The 17,967-nt window shown below is 74.0% G+C and carries 15 protein-coding genes; 7 read left to right on the top strand and 8 right to left on the bottom strand.

Translation table 11 applies throughout. From position 1 onward, the window contains the following. Positions 1-22: 22 nt before the first annotated feature. On the bottom strand, positions 23-1,570 hold the full coding sequence (gene murJ / locus ACFSNB_RS02300) for a murein biosynthesis integral membrane protein MurJ (protein ID WP_377314371.1): 1,548 nt from the start codon (positions 1,568-1,570) through the stop codon (positions 23-25). A 39-nt stretch (positions 1,571-1,609) separates the two neighbouring features. After that, positions 1,610-2,176, bottom strand: coding sequence for a 4'-phosphopantetheinyl transferase family protein (locus ACFSNB_RS02295; protein WP_377314113.1), 567 nt, complete (start codon positions 2,174-2,176; stop codon positions 1,610-1,612). Positions 2,177-2,340: 164 nt separating this feature from the next. On the opposite strand from ACFSNB_RS02295, the gene ACFSNB_RS02290 reads away from it, so the two are divergent. The 3 genes from ACFSNB_RS02290 to ACFSNB_RS02280 are packed head-to-tail and all read left to right on the top strand — an operon-like array spanning position 2,341 to position 3,417. Continuing rightward, positions 2,341-2,610 (top strand): phosphopantetheine-binding protein, encoded by a 270-nt coding sequence (locus tag ACFSNB_RS02290; protein ID WP_377314111.1) that lies wholly within the window; start codon positions 2,341-2,343, stop codon positions 2,608-2,610. Further along, entirely contained in the window at positions 2,607-2,855 is a 249-nt protein-coding gene (locus ACFSNB_RS02285; protein ID WP_377314109.1) for an acyl carrier protein, read from the top strand. The genes ACFSNB_RS02290 and ACFSNB_RS02285 overlap by 4 nt, the downstream gene beginning before the upstream one ends. Then, the gene (locus ACFSNB_RS02280) at positions 2,833-3,417 is read left to right on the top strand and encodes a COG4648 family protein (protein ID WP_377314107.1); all 585 of its coding nucleotides are present in this window, start codon (positions 2,833-2,835) and stop codon (positions 3,415-3,417) included. Before ACFSNB_RS02285 ends, ACFSNB_RS02280 begins: the two co-directional genes overlap by 23 nt. A gap of 199 nt (positions 3,418-3,616) precedes the next feature. Here the strand turns inward: ACFSNB_RS02280 and ACFSNB_RS02275 are convergent, their stop codons facing one another. The 5 genes from ACFSNB_RS02275 to ACFSNB_RS02255 form a co-directional block, all read right to left on the bottom strand. Continuing rightward, positions 3,617-5,014, bottom strand: a complete 1,398-nt coding sequence (locus tag ACFSNB_RS02275; RefSeq protein ID WP_377314105.1) for a mannose-1-phosphate guanylyltransferase/mannose-6-phosphate isomerase — start codon at positions 5,012-5,014, stop codon at positions 3,617-3,619. Beyond that, entirely contained in the window at positions 5,011-5,976 is a 966-nt protein-coding gene (locus tag ACFSNB_RS02270; protein WP_377314103.1) for an NAD-dependent epimerase/dehydratase family protein, read from the bottom strand. The genes ACFSNB_RS02275 and ACFSNB_RS02270 overlap by 4 nt, the downstream gene beginning before the upstream one ends. Further along, positions 5,973-6,989, bottom strand: coding sequence for an MraY family glycosyltransferase (locus tag ACFSNB_RS02265; protein WP_377314101.1), 1,017 nt, complete (start codon positions 6,987-6,989; stop codon positions 5,973-5,975). Before ACFSNB_RS02265 ends, ACFSNB_RS02270 begins: the two co-directional genes overlap by 4 nt. Next, a complete protein-coding gene (locus ACFSNB_RS02260; protein WP_377314099.1) occupies positions 6,986-9,226 on the bottom strand; it encodes a bi-domain-containing oxidoreductase in 2,241 nt (746 codons plus the stop codon). Before ACFSNB_RS02260 ends, ACFSNB_RS02265 begins: the two co-directional genes overlap by 4 nt. Before the next feature lie 286 nt (positions 9,227-9,512). Further along, positions 9,513-10,598 carry a site-specific DNA-methyltransferase gene (locus tag ACFSNB_RS02255; RefSeq protein ID WP_377314097.1) on the bottom strand — a complete coding sequence of 362 codons (1,086 nt, stop codon included), beginning with the start codon at positions 10,596-10,598 and terminating at the stop codon, positions 9,513-9,515. 166 nt (positions 10,599-10,764) lie between these two features. On the opposite strand from ACFSNB_RS02255, the gene ACFSNB_RS02250 reads away from it, so the two are divergent. From ACFSNB_RS02250 to ACFSNB_RS02235, 4 genes are all read left to right on the top strand, one after another. Further along, the gene (locus ACFSNB_RS02250; RefSeq protein WP_377314095.1) at positions 10,765-11,841 is read left to right on the top strand and encodes a flagellar basal body P-ring protein FlgI; all 1,077 of its coding nucleotides are present in this window, start codon (positions 10,765-10,767) and stop codon (positions 11,839-11,841) included. A 192-nt stretch (positions 11,842-12,033) separates the two neighbouring features. Next, positions 12,034-12,765, top strand: a complete 732-nt coding sequence (locus ACFSNB_RS02245; RefSeq protein ID WP_377314093.1) for an ImuA family protein — start codon at positions 12,034-12,036, stop codon at positions 12,763-12,765. After that, entirely contained in the window at positions 12,686-14,161 is a 1,476-nt protein-coding gene (locus ACFSNB_RS02240; protein ID WP_377314091.1) for a Y-family DNA polymerase, read from the top strand. The genes ACFSNB_RS02245 and ACFSNB_RS02240 overlap by 80 nt, the downstream gene beginning before the upstream one ends. A gap of 95 nt (positions 14,162-14,256) precedes the next feature. Next, positions 14,257-17,358: an error-prone DNA polymerase gene (locus tag ACFSNB_RS02235; RefSeq protein ID WP_377314089.1), complete on the top strand. Its 3,102-nt coding sequence runs from the start codon at positions 14,257-14,259 to the stop codon at positions 17,356-17,358. 111 nt (positions 17,359-17,469) lie between these two features. On the opposite strand, the gene ACFSNB_RS02230 is transcribed toward ACFSNB_RS02235, so the two are convergent. After that, positions 17,470-17,886, bottom strand: coding sequence for an Rrf2 family transcriptional regulator (locus ACFSNB_RS02230; protein ID WP_377314087.1), 417 nt, complete (start codon positions 17,884-17,886; stop codon positions 17,470-17,472). Positions 17,887-17,967 lie beyond the last annotated feature (81 nt).

Here is a 17,967-nt window from a genome sequence, read left to right as displayed (position 1 = left end):
CGTCAAGGACGCTCGGCCGGCCTCAGCGCGCCCGGCGCCGGATCATCCCCTTGATATCGGACGGTTTCGCCGCCCCGAACAGCAGCACCGCCCCGCCATAGGCCAGCCCGCCGCCCAGCACCAGCAGCGCCAGCACGCCCCCGGCCTGCCACGGCCCGGTGGCGAAGGGCAGCAGCGCCTCGCGCAGGCCCCACAGCGCCGCCGCCATCGCCAAAGCGGCGGCGAGCAGGCGGGGGCCGCGCCGGCGCAGCCGGGCATCGAGGCGGAAGAAGCCGCGCCGGTGCAGCAGCCAGGCCAGCAGGGCGACGTTGACCCAGGCGGCCAGCGCGGTGGCCAGCGCCATGCCGACATGGGCCAGCGGCCCGACCAGAGCGAGGTTGAGCCCGACATTGAGCAGCATGCAGATCCCGGCGATCCGCACCGGGGTCGCGGTGTCCTCGCGGGCGAAGAAGCCGGGGGTCAGCGCCTTGACCAGGACATAGGCGGGCAGGCCGATGGCGAAGGCGACCAGGGCGGCGGCGGTGGCGGCGGTCTCGGCCGGGCCGAAGCTGCCGCGCTCGAACAGCACCCGGATCACCGGCTGGGCGATCACCATCAGCGCCGCCGCCGCCGGCAGGGTCAGGAACAGCCCCAGTTCCATCGCCCGGTTCTGGCTGTCGAGCGCCGCCTCGGTCTCGCCCGCGCGCAACTGGCGCGACAGCAGCGGCAGCAGGGCGGTGCCGATCGCGATCCCCACCACGCCGAGCGGCAGCTGGTTGACCCGGTCGGCGTAGTTGAGATAGCTGACCGCGCCGTCGGCGACGGTCGAGGCGATCATGGTGTTGATCACCAGATTGATCTGATAGACCCCGGCCCCGACCGCGCCGGGGACGATGCGGCGGAACAGCAGCCGCACCTCGGGGGTCAGGCGGGGCCGGGCCGGCCGCAGCAGCATCCCGGCCCGCTTGAGACTGAACACCAGCCAGAGGAACTGCACTACCCCGGCGGCGAAGGTGCCCCAGGCCATGGCGTGGCCGGCGGTGGGGGTGTGGGGTGCCAGCGCCCACAGCCCGGCCATCGAGGTCAGGTTCAGCAGCACCGGGGTGCCGGCGGCGGCGGCGAAACGGCCGAGGGCGTTGAGCACCCCGGCCTGGAGCGACACCAGCGAGATGAACAGCAGATAGGGGAAGCAGATCCGCGAGAAGGTGACGGCGAGGTCCATCTTCTCCGGCGTTTCGGCGAAGCCGGGGGCCAGCCCCTGCATCGCCCACGGCATCGCCAGCTCCATCGCCACCACGAACAGGGTCAGGATCAGGGTCATCACCGCGAAGGCGCGCTCGGCGAAGGCGCGGGCGGCGGCCGGCCCCTCCTCGCTCAGCCGCCCGGTGAACAGCGGGACGAAGGCGGCGTTGAAGGCGCCCTCGGCGAACAGCGAGCGGAACAGGTTGGGAAAGCGGAAGGCGACGAAGAAGGCGTCGGCGATCGCCCCGGCGCCAAGGTAATGGGCGATCATCATCTCGCGGGCCAGCCCGGTGACGCGCGACAGCAGGGTCAGGCCACCGACGGTGGCAACGGAGCGGAACAGCGACATGGGCCTGTTGTAGCCGAGAAACCCGGCCCCGGCCATGGCTCAGTCCGGACCCCAGGCCAAAGCGAGATGGGCGGCGCCCAGCGCGCGGTGGCCGACCCGCCAGCGCCCCAGCCGGCACAGCCCGTCGCGGCCGGCGATCAGGGCGGCGCCGTCGGCCGCCAGCGCGGCGGCCAGCCCGCCGCCGCCGGCCTTGGCCAGCGCCTCGCGCATCGTCCACAGCGCCAGCAGCGCCGGTTCGCCCTCGGCGGCGACCAGGGCGATTTCCGGCGGTGACAGCCAGGCGTGGGCGAAGGCGAGGGGATCGCGGCCGGGGCGCGGGGTCTCCAGGTCGATCCCGACCCGGCCCCGCGCCGCCACCGCCGCCGCCACCCAGCCGTCGCGATGGCTGAGCGACAGGTCCGGCCCCGGCCGGCCGGCGCCGTCCGCGAGCCGGGGGCGGCCGTCGGGATCGGCGGCGATCTGCCACGTCCCCGGCGGCAGCAGCCCGAGCGCCAGCCGTCGCGCCGCGTCCGACTGCCAGCGCCGCCGCGCCGTCCGCCCGGCCGGCGCGGCGGCGCAGGCGGCGACGGCGATACGGACCGGCGCCTCCGTCATTTCTCCGACCATGATCGTTCCCGCCGATGCGTGGGGCGCCATTCAGCGCCCGATGCGCGCATTCGACAAGTGTCGCCTGACGGTGCCGGCCTGACTCGACAGTCCCGCCATCCTGGGGTATCGCTCTCCGCGGTGGTTTCGACCGCCCTTCTTTCTCCTCCCGCCGCCGAGTCCGCATGGATACCCTGGAAGCCGACCTGAAACGCCTGATCGTTACCGCCCTGAAGCTCGAGGACGTCGTCCCCGAGGAAATCGACGCCAGCGAGCCGCTGTTCGGCGCGGCCGGGCTGGGGCTCGATTCGATTGACGCGCTCGAACTCGGGGTGGCGTTGCGCAAGGCCTATGGCCTGCGCATCGAGACGGTGTCGGACGAGGTGCGCGGCCATTTCGCCAGCGTGCGCGCCCTGGCTTCCTTCATTCGGGCGCAGCAGGGAGAACCGGCATGACCCGCGAGGAAATCTTCACCGCCTTGTCGGGCTATCTCGAGGAAATGTTCGAGATCCCGGCCGACCGCATCAGCCTGGAGGCCCGGCTGGGCGAGGATCTCGACCTCGACAGCATCGACGCGGTCGATCTGGTGGTCCGCCTCCAGGAGCTGACCGGCCGCAAGATCTCGCCCGAGCAGTTCAAGACGGTGCGCACGGTCGCCGACGTGGTCGAGCGCGTCCATGACCTGTTCGAACCCGCCTAGGCGCCGCGCCGCCCCGGTCGTTCTCGCCGCCCTCGGGCTGCTTTATCCCCTGCTGGTCTATGCCGCGCTCGGCCGGGTGCCGGCCGGGGCGCTGGTGCTGGTGGCGCTCGCTCTGGTCGCCGCCCGGCTCGGGCTGCTGGCGCGGGGCGGGCCGCTCGCCGCCGCGCTGGTGCCGCCGCTGGCGCTGGTGGCGCTCGCCACCGCGCTGCTGGCCCTGGCCGGGGCCGAACGCGCCGCCTTGGCCTATCCGGTGCTGATGAGCCTCGCGATGGCGCTGGCCTTCGCCGCCTCACTGTGGCGCGGGCCCTGTCTCGCCGCGCGGTTCGCCGCCCTGGCCGCCGTGCCGCCGCCGCCCGAGGCCGGGCCCTATCTGCGCAAGGTGACGCTGGCCTGGGCACTGGTGCTGACCGTCAACGGCCTGTTGTCGGCGGTCACCGTGCTGGTGGGCGATCCGGCGCTGTGGGCGCTCTATAATGGGCTGGTCAGCTATCTGCTGCTGGGGATCACCGCCGGGATCGAATATCTGATCCGCCGCCGGATCGGGGCTGCCGCCCGGGGGTGAACTCTTTCCGGATGGTGGGAGACGATTCGCGGGCTCTGCCCGCCCCCGCCAAGGGCCGAAGGCCCTTGGATCCCTTTCCTTGCCCTTCGCGCGGCAAGCACCCGCGCCCAAGCTGAAAGGCCGCTCCGCGCCCGACCATCAATGGGATCCAAGGGCCTTGCGGCCCTTGGCGGGGGTGGGCGGAGCCCACATCCGCGCGTCAGCGGCCGTAATCGTCCTCGATCCGGACGATGTCGTCCTCGCCGACATAATCGCCCGACTGCACCTCGATCAGTTCCAGCGGCAGCCGGCCGGGATTTTCCAGCCGATGGACGGTGCCGGCGGGGATGAAGGTCGATTCGTTGACCCGCAGCACGAAGTCGCGGCCGTCGCAATGGACCTGGGCGACCCCGCGCACCACCACCCAATGTTCCGAGCGGTGCCAGTGCTTCTGTAGCGACAGCTTGGCCCCGGGCTCGACATGGATCAGCTTGACCTGATGGCGCTCGCCGCGATCGATGCTCTGGAACCAGCCCCACGGCCGCCAGCCACGCCGGCCCCGGGTCGCCTCGTCGCGGCCGGCGGCCTTGAGGCGCTCGACCACCGCCTTGACCTGCTGGTCGGCGGCCTTGTCGGCCACCAGCACCGCGTCGTCGGTCGCCACCACCACCAGATCGCGCAGCCCGACCGCCGCCACCAGCGGGCCTTCGCCGCGCAGGTAGCAATTCTCCGAATCGAGCGCCAGCACGTCGCCGCGCACCACGTTGCCGGCCTCGTCGGCGACGCTTTCCCGCGCCAGCGCCGACCACGAGCCGACATCCGACCAGCCCATCTCGACCGGCACCACCGCGACGCGGTCGGATGGCTCCATCACCGCATGGTCGATCGAGCGGCCCGCCAGCGCGCCGAACGCCTCGGGGTCGAGCCGGAAGAAGAACAGGTCGCTGTGCCCGGCGGCCAAAGCGGCGCGGCAGCCGGCCAGGATCGCCGGGTCGAACCGCTCCAGCTCGGCCAGGAAGGTGCGGGCCGGCAGCAGGAAGATGCCGGCGTTCCACGAATAATCGCCCGAGGCGACGAAGCCCTCGGCGGTGGCGAGGTCGGGCTTCTCGACGAAACGCTCGACCACGAAGCCGGCGCCGAGCGGCCGGCCGGCGCGGATATAGCCATAGCCGGTGTTGGGCTCGGTCGGGCGGATGCCGAAGGTCACCATCCAGCCGTCGCGGGCCAGCGGCTCGGCCGCCGCCACCGCCGCGCGGAAGGCGGCGACGTCGCGGACCAGATGGTCGGACGGCATCAGCAGCAGCAGCGCGTCCGGGTCCTGCTCGGCCAGCACCAGCGCCGCCGCCGCCGCCGCCGGGGCGGTGTTGCGCCCGACCGGCTCGATCAGCACCGCGCGGGCCTCAAGCCCGGCCTCGCGCAATTGCTCGGCGACGATGAAGCGGTGTTCGTGGTTGCACACCACCACCGGCGGCGTGCCCAGCCGGAGCGCGGTTTCCTGCAACAGGGTCTGGTCGCCACCGGCAAGGCGCAGCAATTGCTTGGGCATCAGTTCGCGCGACAGCGGCCACAGCCGCGTCCCCGCGCCGCCCGACAGGATCACCGGAACCGGAGCCGTCATTCTTGGTGTTCTCCTCGGTCGCGCCATGCCGCCGTCATCGCGGCGAGGCCGGCGTCAAGCGTCAGCGGCGGCGCCCAGCCCAGTTCGGCCCGGATCCGCCGGTCGTCGATTTCCAGGCTGTCGGTCAGGCGGCGGATCGTCTCGCCCTTGCCGGTCAGCCGTCCGGCCAGCCGCAGCCAGGATTCGGGCACCGGCAGCAGCCGCGCCGGCCGCCCCAGCGCCCGGGCGAGGCGGCGGACCAGCGTCGCGGTCGAGACGGTCTCGGCGTCGCACAGGGTATAGGTCCGCACCTGTCCGGCGGCGGGGGGCTGGCGCAGCGCGGCGACCACCGCCGCACACAGATTGTCCACCCCGATCAAAGCGCGGCGATTGTCGATCCGCCCCAGCGGCAGCGGCAGGCCGCGCTCGATTGCGCCGAGCAGCCGGCGCAGGTTGCCCTTGACCCCCGGCCCATGCACCAGCGGCGGCCGCAGGATCGTCACCGCCAGCCCGCGCGCGCGGGCGATGTCCGCCAGCGCCTGCTCCGCCTCCCATTTCGACTGGCCGTAGGGATCGGCCGGGGCGGCGGCGTCGGGGGTGAAGGGGGCGGTGCCGCTGGCCTCGCCATTGACCTTGATCGAACTGAGGAACAGCAGATGGCCGGCGCCGGCCGCCACCGCCTGTTCGGCCAGCGCCCGGGTGGCGGCGACGTTGGCGGCACGGAATTCGGCCAGCGGGTCGGCGCTGGTGTCGTGCATCACATGGACCCGGGCGGCGAGATGGACCACCGCGTCGATGCCGTCGAGCGCGCCGCGCCAATCGCTGTCGGCGGCCAGCGGTCCGACCGGGCGGCGCTCGATCCCGGCGTCCAGCGCCGCCTGTGGCCGCACCGCCGCCACCAGCCCGAAGCCGGCGGCGGGCAGGGCGCGGCACAGCGGCCGGCCGACGAAGCCGTTGGCGCCGGTGACCAGCACCCGGCTCATCGCCGCACCCCGTTCGACCAGCGGGTCAGCAGCGCCAGCAGCCCGGCCACCGTCACCACCGCGCCCAGTCCGGCCGGCAGCGGCGATCCGGTCGCGGCCAGCCCGGCCCAGCCGATCAGCAGCAGGTTGGCGGCGATGATCGCCAGCACCACGGCGCGATGCGAGCGGCCGCCGCGCACCGCGCGCTGGTAGAAGTGGCGGCGGTGGGGCTGCCACACCTTCTCGCCGTCGATCAGCCGCCAGACCAGGGTGAGGGTGGCGTCGGCGAGATAGGCCCCGGGCAGGATCAGCGCCGCGACCAGTTGCCCTTCGATGGCGAGGCCGATCAGCAGCCCGCCGAGCAGGAAGCCGAGCGGAATCGAGCCGCAATCGCCCAGGAACAGCTTGGCCGGCGGCCAGTTCCACAGCAGGAAGCCGAGCCCGGCGGCGGCCAGGGCGGCGGCGAACGGCATCATCCCGGCGCCCAGCCCGGCCAGGATCGCCACCACGATGATGCCGGCGCCGAGACAGGCGGTCTCGCTGCCGGTGATGCCGTCGATCCCGTCCATGAAATTGTAGAGGTTGAGGAACCACAGCCAGCCCAGCCCGGCCAGCAGCCGGTCGGCCCACAGCGGCAGCGCCCCCTGGAACACCAGCGCCGCCGGGTCGAGCAAAGCCAGCCCGGCGCCGACCAGCACCGCCTGGGCGGTGAAGCGGGGCAGGGGGGGCAGGCCGGCGCGGTCGTCGAGCCAGGACAGCGCCATCAGCCCGAGCGCGCCGAGCGCCAGCGCCAGCGGCCCGATTGCCCCGGTGACGCTGGCCAGCCCGATCCACACCAGCGTCACCGCCGGGGTCACCGCCAGCCCGCCGCCGCGCGGCACCGGCAGGCTGTGGCTGGAGCGCTGGTTGGGATGGTCGAGGATCTGGCGGTCGCGCAGCCAGTCGAGCACCACCCGGGTGCCGAGGGCGGAAAAGGCGAAGGCGATCAGCCCGGCCAGCACCGTCAGGGTGGCGGGATCGGCGGCGTCGTTCATGCCTCGGCCCCGCTCTCCGCCTCGGCCCCGTCCTCGACCGCCGTCTCCGTCTCCACCTCGCTCTCGTTCTCCGCCGGGGCGCGCAGGTCGATCCGGCGCCCCTCGCGCAGGGAATCGAGCACCGCCAGGGTGGCGCGGCTGCTTTCGATCAGTTCGGCCTCATCGACCGGGGCCGGGCCGCCCGCCGCCACCGCCTGGACGAAGGCGGCCAGTTCGGCGCGGTGGCCCTTGTCCTGGGCCAGACTCTTTTCGGTGCGGGTGCGGCCGCCGCTGGTCAGGGCGAGGCTGCGGAAATTGTCGAGCACGGCGACGCTGCCACCGGCGAACAGCTCGATCCGCTCCTTGCCCGAGGCGGTGTCGCCGCGCGCGGTGTAGAGCAGGGTGGCGAGCGAGCCGTCGGCGAAGGTCAGGGTGGTGGCGACGTCGTCGCACGGTCCCGGCCCGGCGGCGACCGCCTCGGCCGCGACGGTGACGATCGGCGCCCCGGCCAAAGCGCGGGCGAGATCGACGAAATGGCACAATTCGCCGAGGATCCGCCCGCCGCCCTCGTCGGCGGCGTTGACCCAGGACTCGGGCGGCACCGCGCCGGCATTGACCCGGATCTGGATCAGGCGCGGTCCGGCATGGCGGGCGAGATGGGCCTGCATCGACCCCACCAGCGGGGCGAAGCGGCGGTTGAAGCCGACCAGGAAGAAGGCGGCGGAGGCCTGTCGCGCCGCGATCACCCGCTCAAGCTGGGCCTGATCCATCGCCAGCGGCTTTTCGACCAGCACCGCCTTGCCGGCGGCGAGGGCGCGGGCGGTCAGCTCGGCGTGGCTGCCGTGGCGGGTGGCGATCAGCACCGCGTTGATGGCGGGATCACCCAGCACCGCGTCAAGGTCGGTGGTGGCGTGGGCGAAGCCGAAGGTCTGCTGGCCGTGCTCGGCGCTGGCGCCGCGCTGGGTGCACAGGGTGCGCAGCTCGACCCCGGGCAGGCGGACCAGTTCGGGCAGCAGCACGGTGCGGGCGAAGGCGCCGGCCCCGATCATCCCCAGCACGCAGCGCCCGGCCGGGGCGGCGGCGGGGGCAGGGAAGGCGGGCGCCGCCGGGAGCGAGGCGCCCGCCTCGTCATAGGTCAGCACCACGCCGAGATGCGGCTCGCCCCCCTCGGTGACCAGGGTGTAGGCGGCCTCGGCGGCGGCGAAGGGGAAGCGGTGGGTGATCAGCGCGCCGACATCGAGCCGGCCCGGCCGGCCGCGCCCCATCAGCCGCACCGCCTCGCGCAGGTTTTCGGTCTCGGTCCAGCGCACCCAGCCGACCGGATATTTGATTCCGGCCCCCTCGAAGTCGGGATCGTAGCGGCCGGGGCCGTAGGAGCGCGACACGCTGAGGCTCAGTTCCTTCTTCATGAAGGCGGCATAGTCGAACTCGGTGCCGACCTTGCCGACCATCACCACCCGGGCGCGGTCGCGCGCCAGCGAAGCCGCCAGCGCCAGCGGCTCGGACGACTCGGTGGCGGCGGCGATCAGCACCGAATCGCAGCCGATCCCGCCCGACAGCGCCGCCACCGCGCTGTCGATCCCCTCGGCGGTGGGGTCGAGGGTCAGCTCGGCCCCCATCCGGCGGGCCAGGGCCAGCCGGGCCGGGTTGGTGTCGAACGCCACCACCCGCGCCCCCTGCAACGCCAGCAGCCCGACCGCGAGCTGGCCGATCAGCCCGACCCCGATCACCGCCACCACGTCGCCCAACTGGGCTTCAAGCGAGCGCATCCCGGCCATGGCGATCGCGGCGACGGTGCCGAACGCGGCTTCCTCGTCGCTGACGTCGTCGGGCACCGGGGCGGCCAGCGCCGCCGGCACCACGTTGAGTTCGGCATGGTTGGCGAGCCCGGCCCCGGCCACCGCCACCCGCTGGCCGACCTGGAAGGCGCCTTCGAGCCCGGCCCCGACCGCCACCACCCGCCCGGCGGCGGAATAGCCGAGCGGCAACGGCTCGTCGAGCCGGGCCATCACCGCCTTGATCGTCGCGGCGACGCCGTCGCGGCGGGCCTTGTCCAGCACCTTGCGCACCAGATCGGGGCGCGAGCGGGCCTTGGCGGCGAGGCTCTTGCGGGCGAAATCGATCACCATCCGCTCGGTGCCGGCGCTGATCACCGAGGCCCGGGTCGCCACCAGCAGATGCCCGGCCCGCACCCGCGGCGGCGGCACCTCGCGCAGCGACAATTTGCCCGACCGGGCGCTCTGGATCACCTGCTTCATCGCCTTGTCTTTCCCCTCACGGCTGGTGGCACGGTCTTATACCAGCGGCGGTTGGGCTTGACCGCTCCCTTGTTGGGCTTTCGCCCAAACCCAACCGGGGCGATGCCCCGGACCCCCTTTTTTTCGAAAACAGAGGAGGTCTGGAGGCGCGAGCCTCCAGGCGGGGCCTGGGCGGCAGCCCCGCGGGGGGGCTGAAAGTCTCTTAGCCCGGATCGCCGCCGCTGTCACTCCCTCGGGTAGAAAAGCGCAGATCCTCCCCGCGCCCGCCGGGCGTTGCCGGCGGCGCTCAGTCCCGCCCCTTGGCGGTGGCGCGGATCCGTTCGCGCAGGGCGTCGATCGGCTGCCACTGGCCGGCCTCGTCGCGGTAATGCCAGAAGGTCCAGCCGTTGCAGGACGCCACCCCCTGGGCCGCCGCGCCGATCTTGTGGATCGAGCCGCGCTGGTCGCCGTGGCACAGGCTGCCGTCGGCGGCGATGGTGGCCTCGATCGCGCCGCGCCGGCCGCCATGCAGGGTGTCGCCCGGCCGCAGCAGCCCGGCCTCCAGCACCGCGCCGAACGGGATGCGCGGCTCGCTGCGGCGCGAGGGGGTGATCAGCAGCGCCGGATCCTCGACCGGGGTCACCCCGGCGAGGCGGGCGCGGGCGGCGGCGATGTAATCGGGGTCGCGCTCGCAGCCGATGTAATGACGGCCGAGCCGGATCGCGGCGGCGCCGGTGGTGCCGGTGCCGAAGAACGGGTCGAGGATCACCTCGCCGGGGCGGGTGGTGGCGAGGATCACCCGGTAGAGCAGGGATTCCGGCTTCTGGGTCGGGTGGGTCTTGCGCCCGTCGGTCTTCAGCCGCTCCGGCCCGACGCACAGCGGCAGCATCCAGTCGCTGCGCATCTGGAGATCGTCGTTGAGGGTCTTCATCGCCGCGTAATTGAAGGTCGGGCGGGACTCGGCCGAACGGGCGCACCACAGCAGGGTCTCGTGGGCGTTGGTGAAGCGGGTGCCCTTGAAGTTCGGCATCGGGTTGGTCTTGCGCCAGACGATGTCGTTGAGCAGCCAGAAGCCGAGATCCTGGAGGATCGCGCCGACGCGGTGGATGTTGTGGTAGCTGCCGATCACCCACAGCGCCCCGTCCGGCTTCAGCACCCGCCGCGCCGCCTCGGCCCAGGCGCGGGTGAAGGCATCGTAGGCGGCGAAATCGGCGAAGCGGTCCCATTCCTCCTCGACCCCGGCGACCCGGCTGGCGTTGGGCCGCAGCAGGTCGCCGCCGAGCTGGAGGTTGTAGGGCGGATCGGCGAACACCAGATCGACCGACCCCGCCGGCAGGCGGGCCATCGTCTCGACGCAGTCTCCGTCGAGCAGGGTATCGAGCGGCAGGGACATGGCGGCCACTGTCGGGGAAGCGCCGGCCGCCGTCAACCCTCGCTCCCGCTTGCGCCCGGCCGGAATCGTCACGGCGATATTGACCCGCCGGCCGTGAAGCCTGACTTAATCCTCAAGGGCCGTCGCGCCGAGGCGCGCGTGTCCGGCACTTGCGGGAGGAACCGGCATGAAACGGAACGCAATCCTGGCTTTGGCCCTGGCGCTCGGCCTGCTGGCGGCCCTGGCCGGCGGTGCCACGGCGCAGACGGTGCGGGTCAAGGACGTCGCCCGCATCGGCGGGATGGGCGAGGCCAGCTTCAGCGCGCTCGGTCTGGTGGTCGGCCTGCCCGGCACCGGCGACAGCCGTCCGCCGGCCGGGGTCAACCTGCCCCCCGGCCTGCGCTTTGGCCGCGACAGCGCGGTGGTGATGGTCACCGCCCGGCTGGCCCCCGGCCTGCGCGCCGGCGGCCGGGGCGACGTCACCGTCGCCGCGCTGGGCGACGCCCGCTCGCTGGCCGGGGGCGTGCTGACCCCGACCGAGCTGGAGGGCAACGACCGCCAGACCTACGCCATCGCCGAAGGTCCGATCAATGCCGGCGGCTTCTCGGCGGTGGGGATGGCCGCCAGCGTCACCCGGGGCAGCCCGACCACCGGCGGGATCGCCGGCGGCGCGGTGATCGAACGCGATTTGCCGCTGGCGCTGGGGCCGGGCGGTCAGGTCCAGGTGCTGCTCAACCGTCCCGATTTCACCACCGCGCGGCGGGTGGCCGACGCGATCAACGCCGCCCTCGGCCGCAAGCTGGCCCGGCCGCTCGACAATGCGGCGGTGGGGGTGACGGTGCCGCCCGATTTCCCCGACGGCCCGGCCAACCTGATCGCCAGCATCGAATCCGCCCCGCTGACCCCCGACCGCGCCAGCCATCAGGTGGTGGTCGATCCGCGCAGCGGCACGGTGGTGGCCGGGCTCGACATCCCGCTCGCCCCGGTGGCGATCGGCCACGGTCCGCTGACGGTGCGGATCAGCGAGGCGCCGCAGGTGTCGCAGCCGGCGCCGTTCTCCTCCGGCGGCCGCACCGTGGTGGTGCCGCGCAGCGAGATCGAGATCAGCCAGAACGGGCAGGTGATCGCCACCCCGCGCGGCGGCACCGTCGGCGATCTGCTCGCCGCCCTCGATGCCGCCGGGGTGCCGGTGCTCGACCGCATCGCCATCCTTCAGGCGGTGCGCGCCGCCGGTGGCTTCGACGCCGAACTGGTTTCCCGCTGAGGCGAAAACGCGGGCGCTGCCCGCACCCGCCAAGGGCCGCAAGGCCCTTGGATCCCATTCCTTTTCCGTTTGCCGTGCCCGACCATCGCAGGGGGCCAGGGGCCTTCGGCCCTTGGCGGGTGCGGGCAGAGCCCGCGCTTGACTTCCTGATTTTGTTCTGCGAACGTTCCGGGAACATCCAGGAGGTTCCCGGTGTCGGCCGCTCCCGCCCTTGCCGCCCTGCGCGCCCGCATCGCCGCCCTGGAAGGTGGGGGCGGGGCGGCGCCGGCCGGGGTGCTGCCGCTCGGGGTGGCGGCGATCGATCGCCGGCTGCCGCGCGGCGGCCTGACCCTCGGCGGGCTGCATGATCTTGCCGGCGCGGCGGGCGACGGGGCGGCGACCGCCTTCGCCGCAATGCTGCTGGGGCGGCTGGCGGCGCACTGCGCCAAGCCGGTGCTGTGGATCGGCGCCGATGCCGATCTCTATCCGCCCGGGCTGGCCGGGCTGGGGCTGACGCCGGCCCGGCTGCTGCTGGCCCGGCCGCTGCGGGGGGACGCGGCGCTGTGGGCGGCCGAGGAAGGGCTGCGCTGCCGCGATCTGGCCGCCGTGCTGGTCGAAAGCGGCGGCATCGCCCCGATCGCGGCGCGGCGGCTGCATCTCGCCGCCCGCGCCTCGGGGGTGACCGCCCTGCTGCTGGGCGAAGGCGAGCGGGGCGGCGTCGCCGAAAGCCGCTGGCGGGTGACGGCGGCGGCCAATCCGGGCGCGTGCATCGAAAGCTGGCGCTGGCGGGTGACCCTGCGGTGCTGTCGCGGGCTGGCGGCCGAGGCCGACGGCACCATCGCAAGCTGGGAGCTGGAGTGGGTCGATGAAACGGGTGGTCTCCGTCTGGCTGCCCCGGCTGCCGGTCGAACGGCTGCGCCGGGCCGGGGCCGCGCCGCCGGATGAGGTGCCGTTCGCCCTGGTCGCCGCCGGCCCGCGCCGCGCGCTGAGTGCGGTCGGCGCGGCGGCGGCGCGGGCGGGGCTGCGGCCCGGTCTGGTGGTTGCCGATGCCCGGGCGATGCTGCCGGGGCTGCGTCTCGCCCCGGCCGATCCGGCCGCCGATGCCGCCGAGCGCGACCGCCTCGCCGGCTGGTGCGATTCCTTCACCCCGTGGGCCGCGCCCGATCCGACCCCGCCGGGGGACGGGCTGTGGCTCGACGTCAGCGGCTGCGCCGATCTGTTCGGCGGCGAGGCGGAATTGCTGGCCGCTTTGGTCGCCGGGCTGGCGGCCGAGGGCTACAGCGCCCGCGCCGCCCTGGCCGACACCCCCGGCGCCGCCTGGGCCTGGGCCCGCTTCGGCGATCCGGCCGCGCCCTGCCTGCCGCCCGGCGGCCAGCGCGCCGCGCTGGCGCCGCTGCCGCTGGCGGCGCTGCGGCTCGATCCCGACACCGTCGCCGCCCTGGCCCGGCTCGGCCTGCGCCGGATCGGCGATCTCGTCGCGTTGCCGCGCGCCGGGCTGGTGGCGCGGTTCGGCCCCGAGCCGGTCCGGCGGCTCGATCAGGCCTTCGGGTCCCTGCCCGAGCCGCTGTCGCCGCGCCGGGCCGCGCCCGACCGCCGGGTCGGCGCCCGTTTCGCCGAGCCGCTCGGCCGGCCCGAGGACCTGGCCGAGGCGGTGCGGCGGCTGCTTGAACGGCTGTGCCGCCGGCTGGAGGCGGACGGGCTCGGCCTGCGCCAGCTGACGGTGACGGCGTGGCGGGTGGACGGAACCCGTCCGGCGGTGGCGGTCGGCACCGGCCGGCCGACGCGCGCCCCGGGGCCGCTGCGGCGCCTGCTGGCCGAAGCCCTGCCCCGGCTCGATCCGGGGTTCGGCATCGAGGCGGTGATCCTGACCCCGGACGGGCTGGCCCCGCTCGATCCGGCCCAGAGCGCGCTCGACCGTCCGCCCGAGGAGACCTGTACCGACGCCCTCGGCCGGCTGGTCGATGCCCTCGGCAACCGCTTCGGCTTCGACCGCATCGCCCGGCCGGCGCCCCGGCCGAGCCATTTGCCGGAACGGGCGGTGGCGGCGGTGGCGCCGGCCGCCGCCGTGGCCGGGGGCTGGCCGTCCGGCCGCCGGCCGGTGCGGCTGCTGGCGCGGCCCGAGCCGGTCGAGGTGGTCGGCTCTCCTCCCGCCGCGTTCCGCTGGCGGCGGCGCACCCATCGGCTGGCGCGGGCCGAGGGGGTCGAGCGCATCGCCGACGAATGGTGGCGCCGGCCCGGTCCGGCGCGGGATTATTATCTGGTCGAGGACGAAGGCGGCGCCCGGTTCTGGCTGTTCCAGGCCGGGGAGCGCGGCTGGTATCTGCACGGGCTGTTCCCATGAGCGGGGCGTCCGCCCCGCGCCCCGAGCGGGAGGCGGAGCCTCCCGGACCCACCCCTGATCGAAAGGAAGGGGGGCCGGGGCCTTGCCCCGGCCGGGTGCGGGCGGCGCCCGCCTATGCCGAGCTTCAGGCGGTCAGCAATTTCAGCTTCCGCCACGGCGCGTCGGATCCCGAGGAACTGGTGCTTCAGGCGGCTTCGCTCGGCCTCGCCGCGCTGGGGCTGGCCGATCACGCCTCGCTGGCCGGCATCGTCCGCGCCCATGTCGCGGCGCGGCAGGCCGGGCTCCGGCTGGTGGTGGGGGCGCGGCTCGATCCCGCCGATGGGGCGGCGCTGCTGTGCTATCCCACTGACCGTGCCGCCTATGCCCGGCTGACCCGGCTGCTGACCCTCGGCCGCCGCCGCGCCGGCAAGGGATCCTGTCGGCTGACGCGGGCCGATCTGCTCGCCGCGTCCGAGGGGCAGAGTCTGATCCTGCTGCCGCCGGAGCGGCCCGACGCCGCCTTCGCCGCCGAGGCGGCCGACTGGGCGGCGCGGGCGCCGGGGCGGGTGTTCCTGGCGGCGCGGGCCCGGCTCGACGGCGACGACCGGCGCCGGATCGGCCGGCTGGCCGACCTGGCCCGGGTCTGCGGCACGCCGCTGGTCGCGGTCAACGACGTGCTCTACCACCATCCCGCCCGCCGGCCGTTGCAGGACGTGCTGACCGCGCTGCGGCTGGGCTGCCGGGTGGACGAGGCCGGCTGGCGGCTGGAGGCCAATGCCGAGCGCCATCTCAAATCCCCGGCGGAGATGGCCCGGCTGTTCGCTCCCTGGCCCGAGGCGCTGGCCAACAGCCTCGTCATCGTCGCGCGCAGCCGGTTTTCGCTCGACGAGCTGCGTTACGCCTATCCGGCCGAGGAGTGCGGCGACGGGCTGACCCCGCACCAGCGGCTGGAGCGGCTGGTGGGCGCGGGGGCGGCGCGACGCTATCCCGACGGGGTGCCGGCCAAGGTGGCGGCGGCGCTGGCCGACGAACTCGATCTGATCGGGCGCAAGGATTACGCCCCCTATTTCCTCACCGTCCACGATCTGGTCGGCTTCGCCCGCCGCCACGGCATCCTGTGCCAGGGGCGGGGCTCGGCGGCCAATTCGGCGGTGTGCTTCTGCCTGTTCATCACCCATGTCGATCCGGCCAGGTTCGACCTGCTGTTCGCCCGCTTCATCTCCGACGCCCGCGACGAGCCGCCCGACATCGACGTCGATTTCGAGCATGAGCGGCGCGAGGAGGTGATCCAGTACCTCTATGCCCGCTATGGCCGCGACCATGCCGCGCTGACCGCGACGGTGATCCGCACCCGCGCCCGTTCGGCGCTGCGCGATGTCGGCAAGGCGCTCGGCCTGTCCGACGACGTGGTCGGCGCCCTGGCCCGTGCCCGTTGGGGCTCGGGCCGCGAGGTTCCCGATCCGGCGCAGGTGCGGGCGCTCGGGCTCGATCCCGACCAGCCGCTGCTGGCCCGCACCCTGGCCCTGGCCGCCGAGCTGATCGGCTTTCCCCGCCATCTGTCGCAGCATGTCGGCGGCTTCGTGATCTGCCGCGACCGCCTCGACGAGCTGGTGCCGATCGAGAACGCGCGGATGGCCGACCGCACCGTGATCGAATGGGACAAGGACGACATCGACGCCCTCGGCCTGATGAAGGTCGATGTGCTGGCGCTCGGCATGCTGAGCTGCGTCCGCCGCGCCTTCGCCCTGCTGGAGACCCATCACCGCCGGAAGGTGACCCTGGCGACGGTGCCGGCCGAGGATCCGGCGGTCTACCGCATGCTGGGCCGGGCCGATGCGATCGGGGTGTTCCAGGTCGAAAGCCGGGCGCAGATGGCGATGCTGCCCCGGCTGCGCCCGGCCTGCTTCTACGATCTGGTGATCGAGGTGGCGATCGTCCGCCCCGGCCCGATCCAGGGCGAGATGGTCCATCCCTATCTGCGCCGCCGCGCCGGCAGGGAGGCGGTGGACTATCCCTCGCCCGAACTGCGCGCCGTGCTGCACCGCACCCTGGGGGTGCCGCTGTTCCAGGAACAGGTGATGCGGATCGCCATCGTCGCCGCCGGCTTCACCCCGGCCGAGGCCGACCGGCTGCGCCGCTCGATGGCCAGCTTCCGCCGCACCGGGCAGGTGGCGGCGTTCCGCGACAAGCTGGTGGCCGGGATGGTGGCACGCGGCTATGCCGCCGATTTCGCCGAGCGGGTGTTCCGCCAGATCGAGGGCTTCGCCGAATACGGCTTCCCGGAAAGCCACGCCGCCGCCTTCGCCCAGCTCGCCTATGTCTCGGCCTGGCTGAAATGCCATTACCCGGCGGCGTTCGCCTGCGCCCTGCTCAACAGCCAGCCGATGGGCTTCCACGCCCCGGCCCAGATCGTCCGCGACGCCGCCGCCCACGGGGTGGCGATCCTTCCCGCCGACATCAATGCCAGCGCCTGGGACTGCACCCTGGAGCCGCCCGGCCCGGCGCTGCGGCTCGGCCTGCGCCAGATCCACGGTTTGAGCGAGGCCGCCGCCCGCCGCCTGCTCCGCCACCGCGCCGGGGGCTATGCCTCGCCGCAGGCGCTGGCCGAACGCGCCGCCCTCGGCCCCGAGCCGCTGGAAGCCCTGGCCCGGGCCGACGCCTTCGCCTCGCTCGGCCTGTCGCGGCGGGCGGCGTTGTGGGCGGTGCGCGCCGCCTGCGCCGCCCCGCCGCCCTTGCTGGCCGGGCTGGAGCCGGCCGAGCCGCCCGTCCGCTTGCCCGAGGCCGCCCCCGGCGAGGAGGTGGCGGCCGATTACGCCAGCCTGAGCCTGTCGCTGCGCTGCCACCCGCTGGCCCTGCTGCGCCCGGCGCTGACGCTGCCCGGCCTGATCCCCGCCGCCGCGCTGCCCGGCCGGCGCGGCCGGGCGACGGTGGCCGGGCTGGTGCTGACCCGCCAGCGCCCCGGCACCGCCGCAGGGGTGGTGTTCCTGACCCTGGAGGACGAAACCGCCTTCGCCAACATCGTGGTGTGGCCGGCCCTGTTCGAGGCGGCGCGTCCGCTGGTGCTGTCCGCCCGCTGCCTCGCCGTGCGCGGCCGGGTGCAGAGCGAGGAGGGCGTCACCCACCTGATCGCCGAGTCGCTGACCGACCTGTCGGCCGACCTCGACCGCCTCGCCCGCGACGGCCCGGCTTTCATCCCGGTGTCCCGCGATTTTCATTGAGAAAGGTACTTTTCGCGGGCTCTGCCCGCACCCGCCAAGGGCCGAAGGCCCTTGGAACCCGTTCCTTGGTCTTCGCGCGGGATACACCCTCGCCCAAGCGGGAAGGGCGGGTCAGCGGGCGGTGCCCGCGCGTCTGATCAGCTTCAGCATGGTCTCGACGGTGATCGAGGCGAGGGTGGCGCGGGCGGCGTCGTCGATTTCGCCGAACACCAGCCGCAGCGCCTGCCCCTCGCGGGTATGTTCGCCCGGTTCGCCGGCGGTGCTCGCCGCGCCGACCGGCTCGAAGATCGCGATGATGTCGAGCAGGGTCAGCCGGCGGGCATTGCCGGCGAAACGATAGCCGCCGCCGATCCCGCGCGAGGCCTCGACCATGCCGTGGCGGCCGAGGGTGCGCAGCACCTTGGCGAGGTGGTGGGACGACAGACCGTATTTGTCGGCGATGGCGGTCGCCGTGGTCTGCTGGTCCGGGACGGCGGCCAGTTCGAGGATGGCGAACAAGGCGTGCCGGGTGGCGAGCTGAAGCTTCATCGCGGCAAGCGGCGGAAAAGAACGGCACGGGCCGTGACCATGGCGTCACACCGGATCGGGGGCAGCGGGGCCCGCACCATG

It is taken from the genome of Phaeospirillum tilakii (genome assembly GCF_042683125.1).
GTDB lineage: Bacteria > Pseudomonadota > Alphaproteobacteria > Rhodospirillales > Magnetospirillaceae > Phaeospirillum > Phaeospirillum tilakii.
Note: the sequence above shows the minus strand (reverse complement) of the source record. Positions and strands in the feature narration are given on the sequence as shown.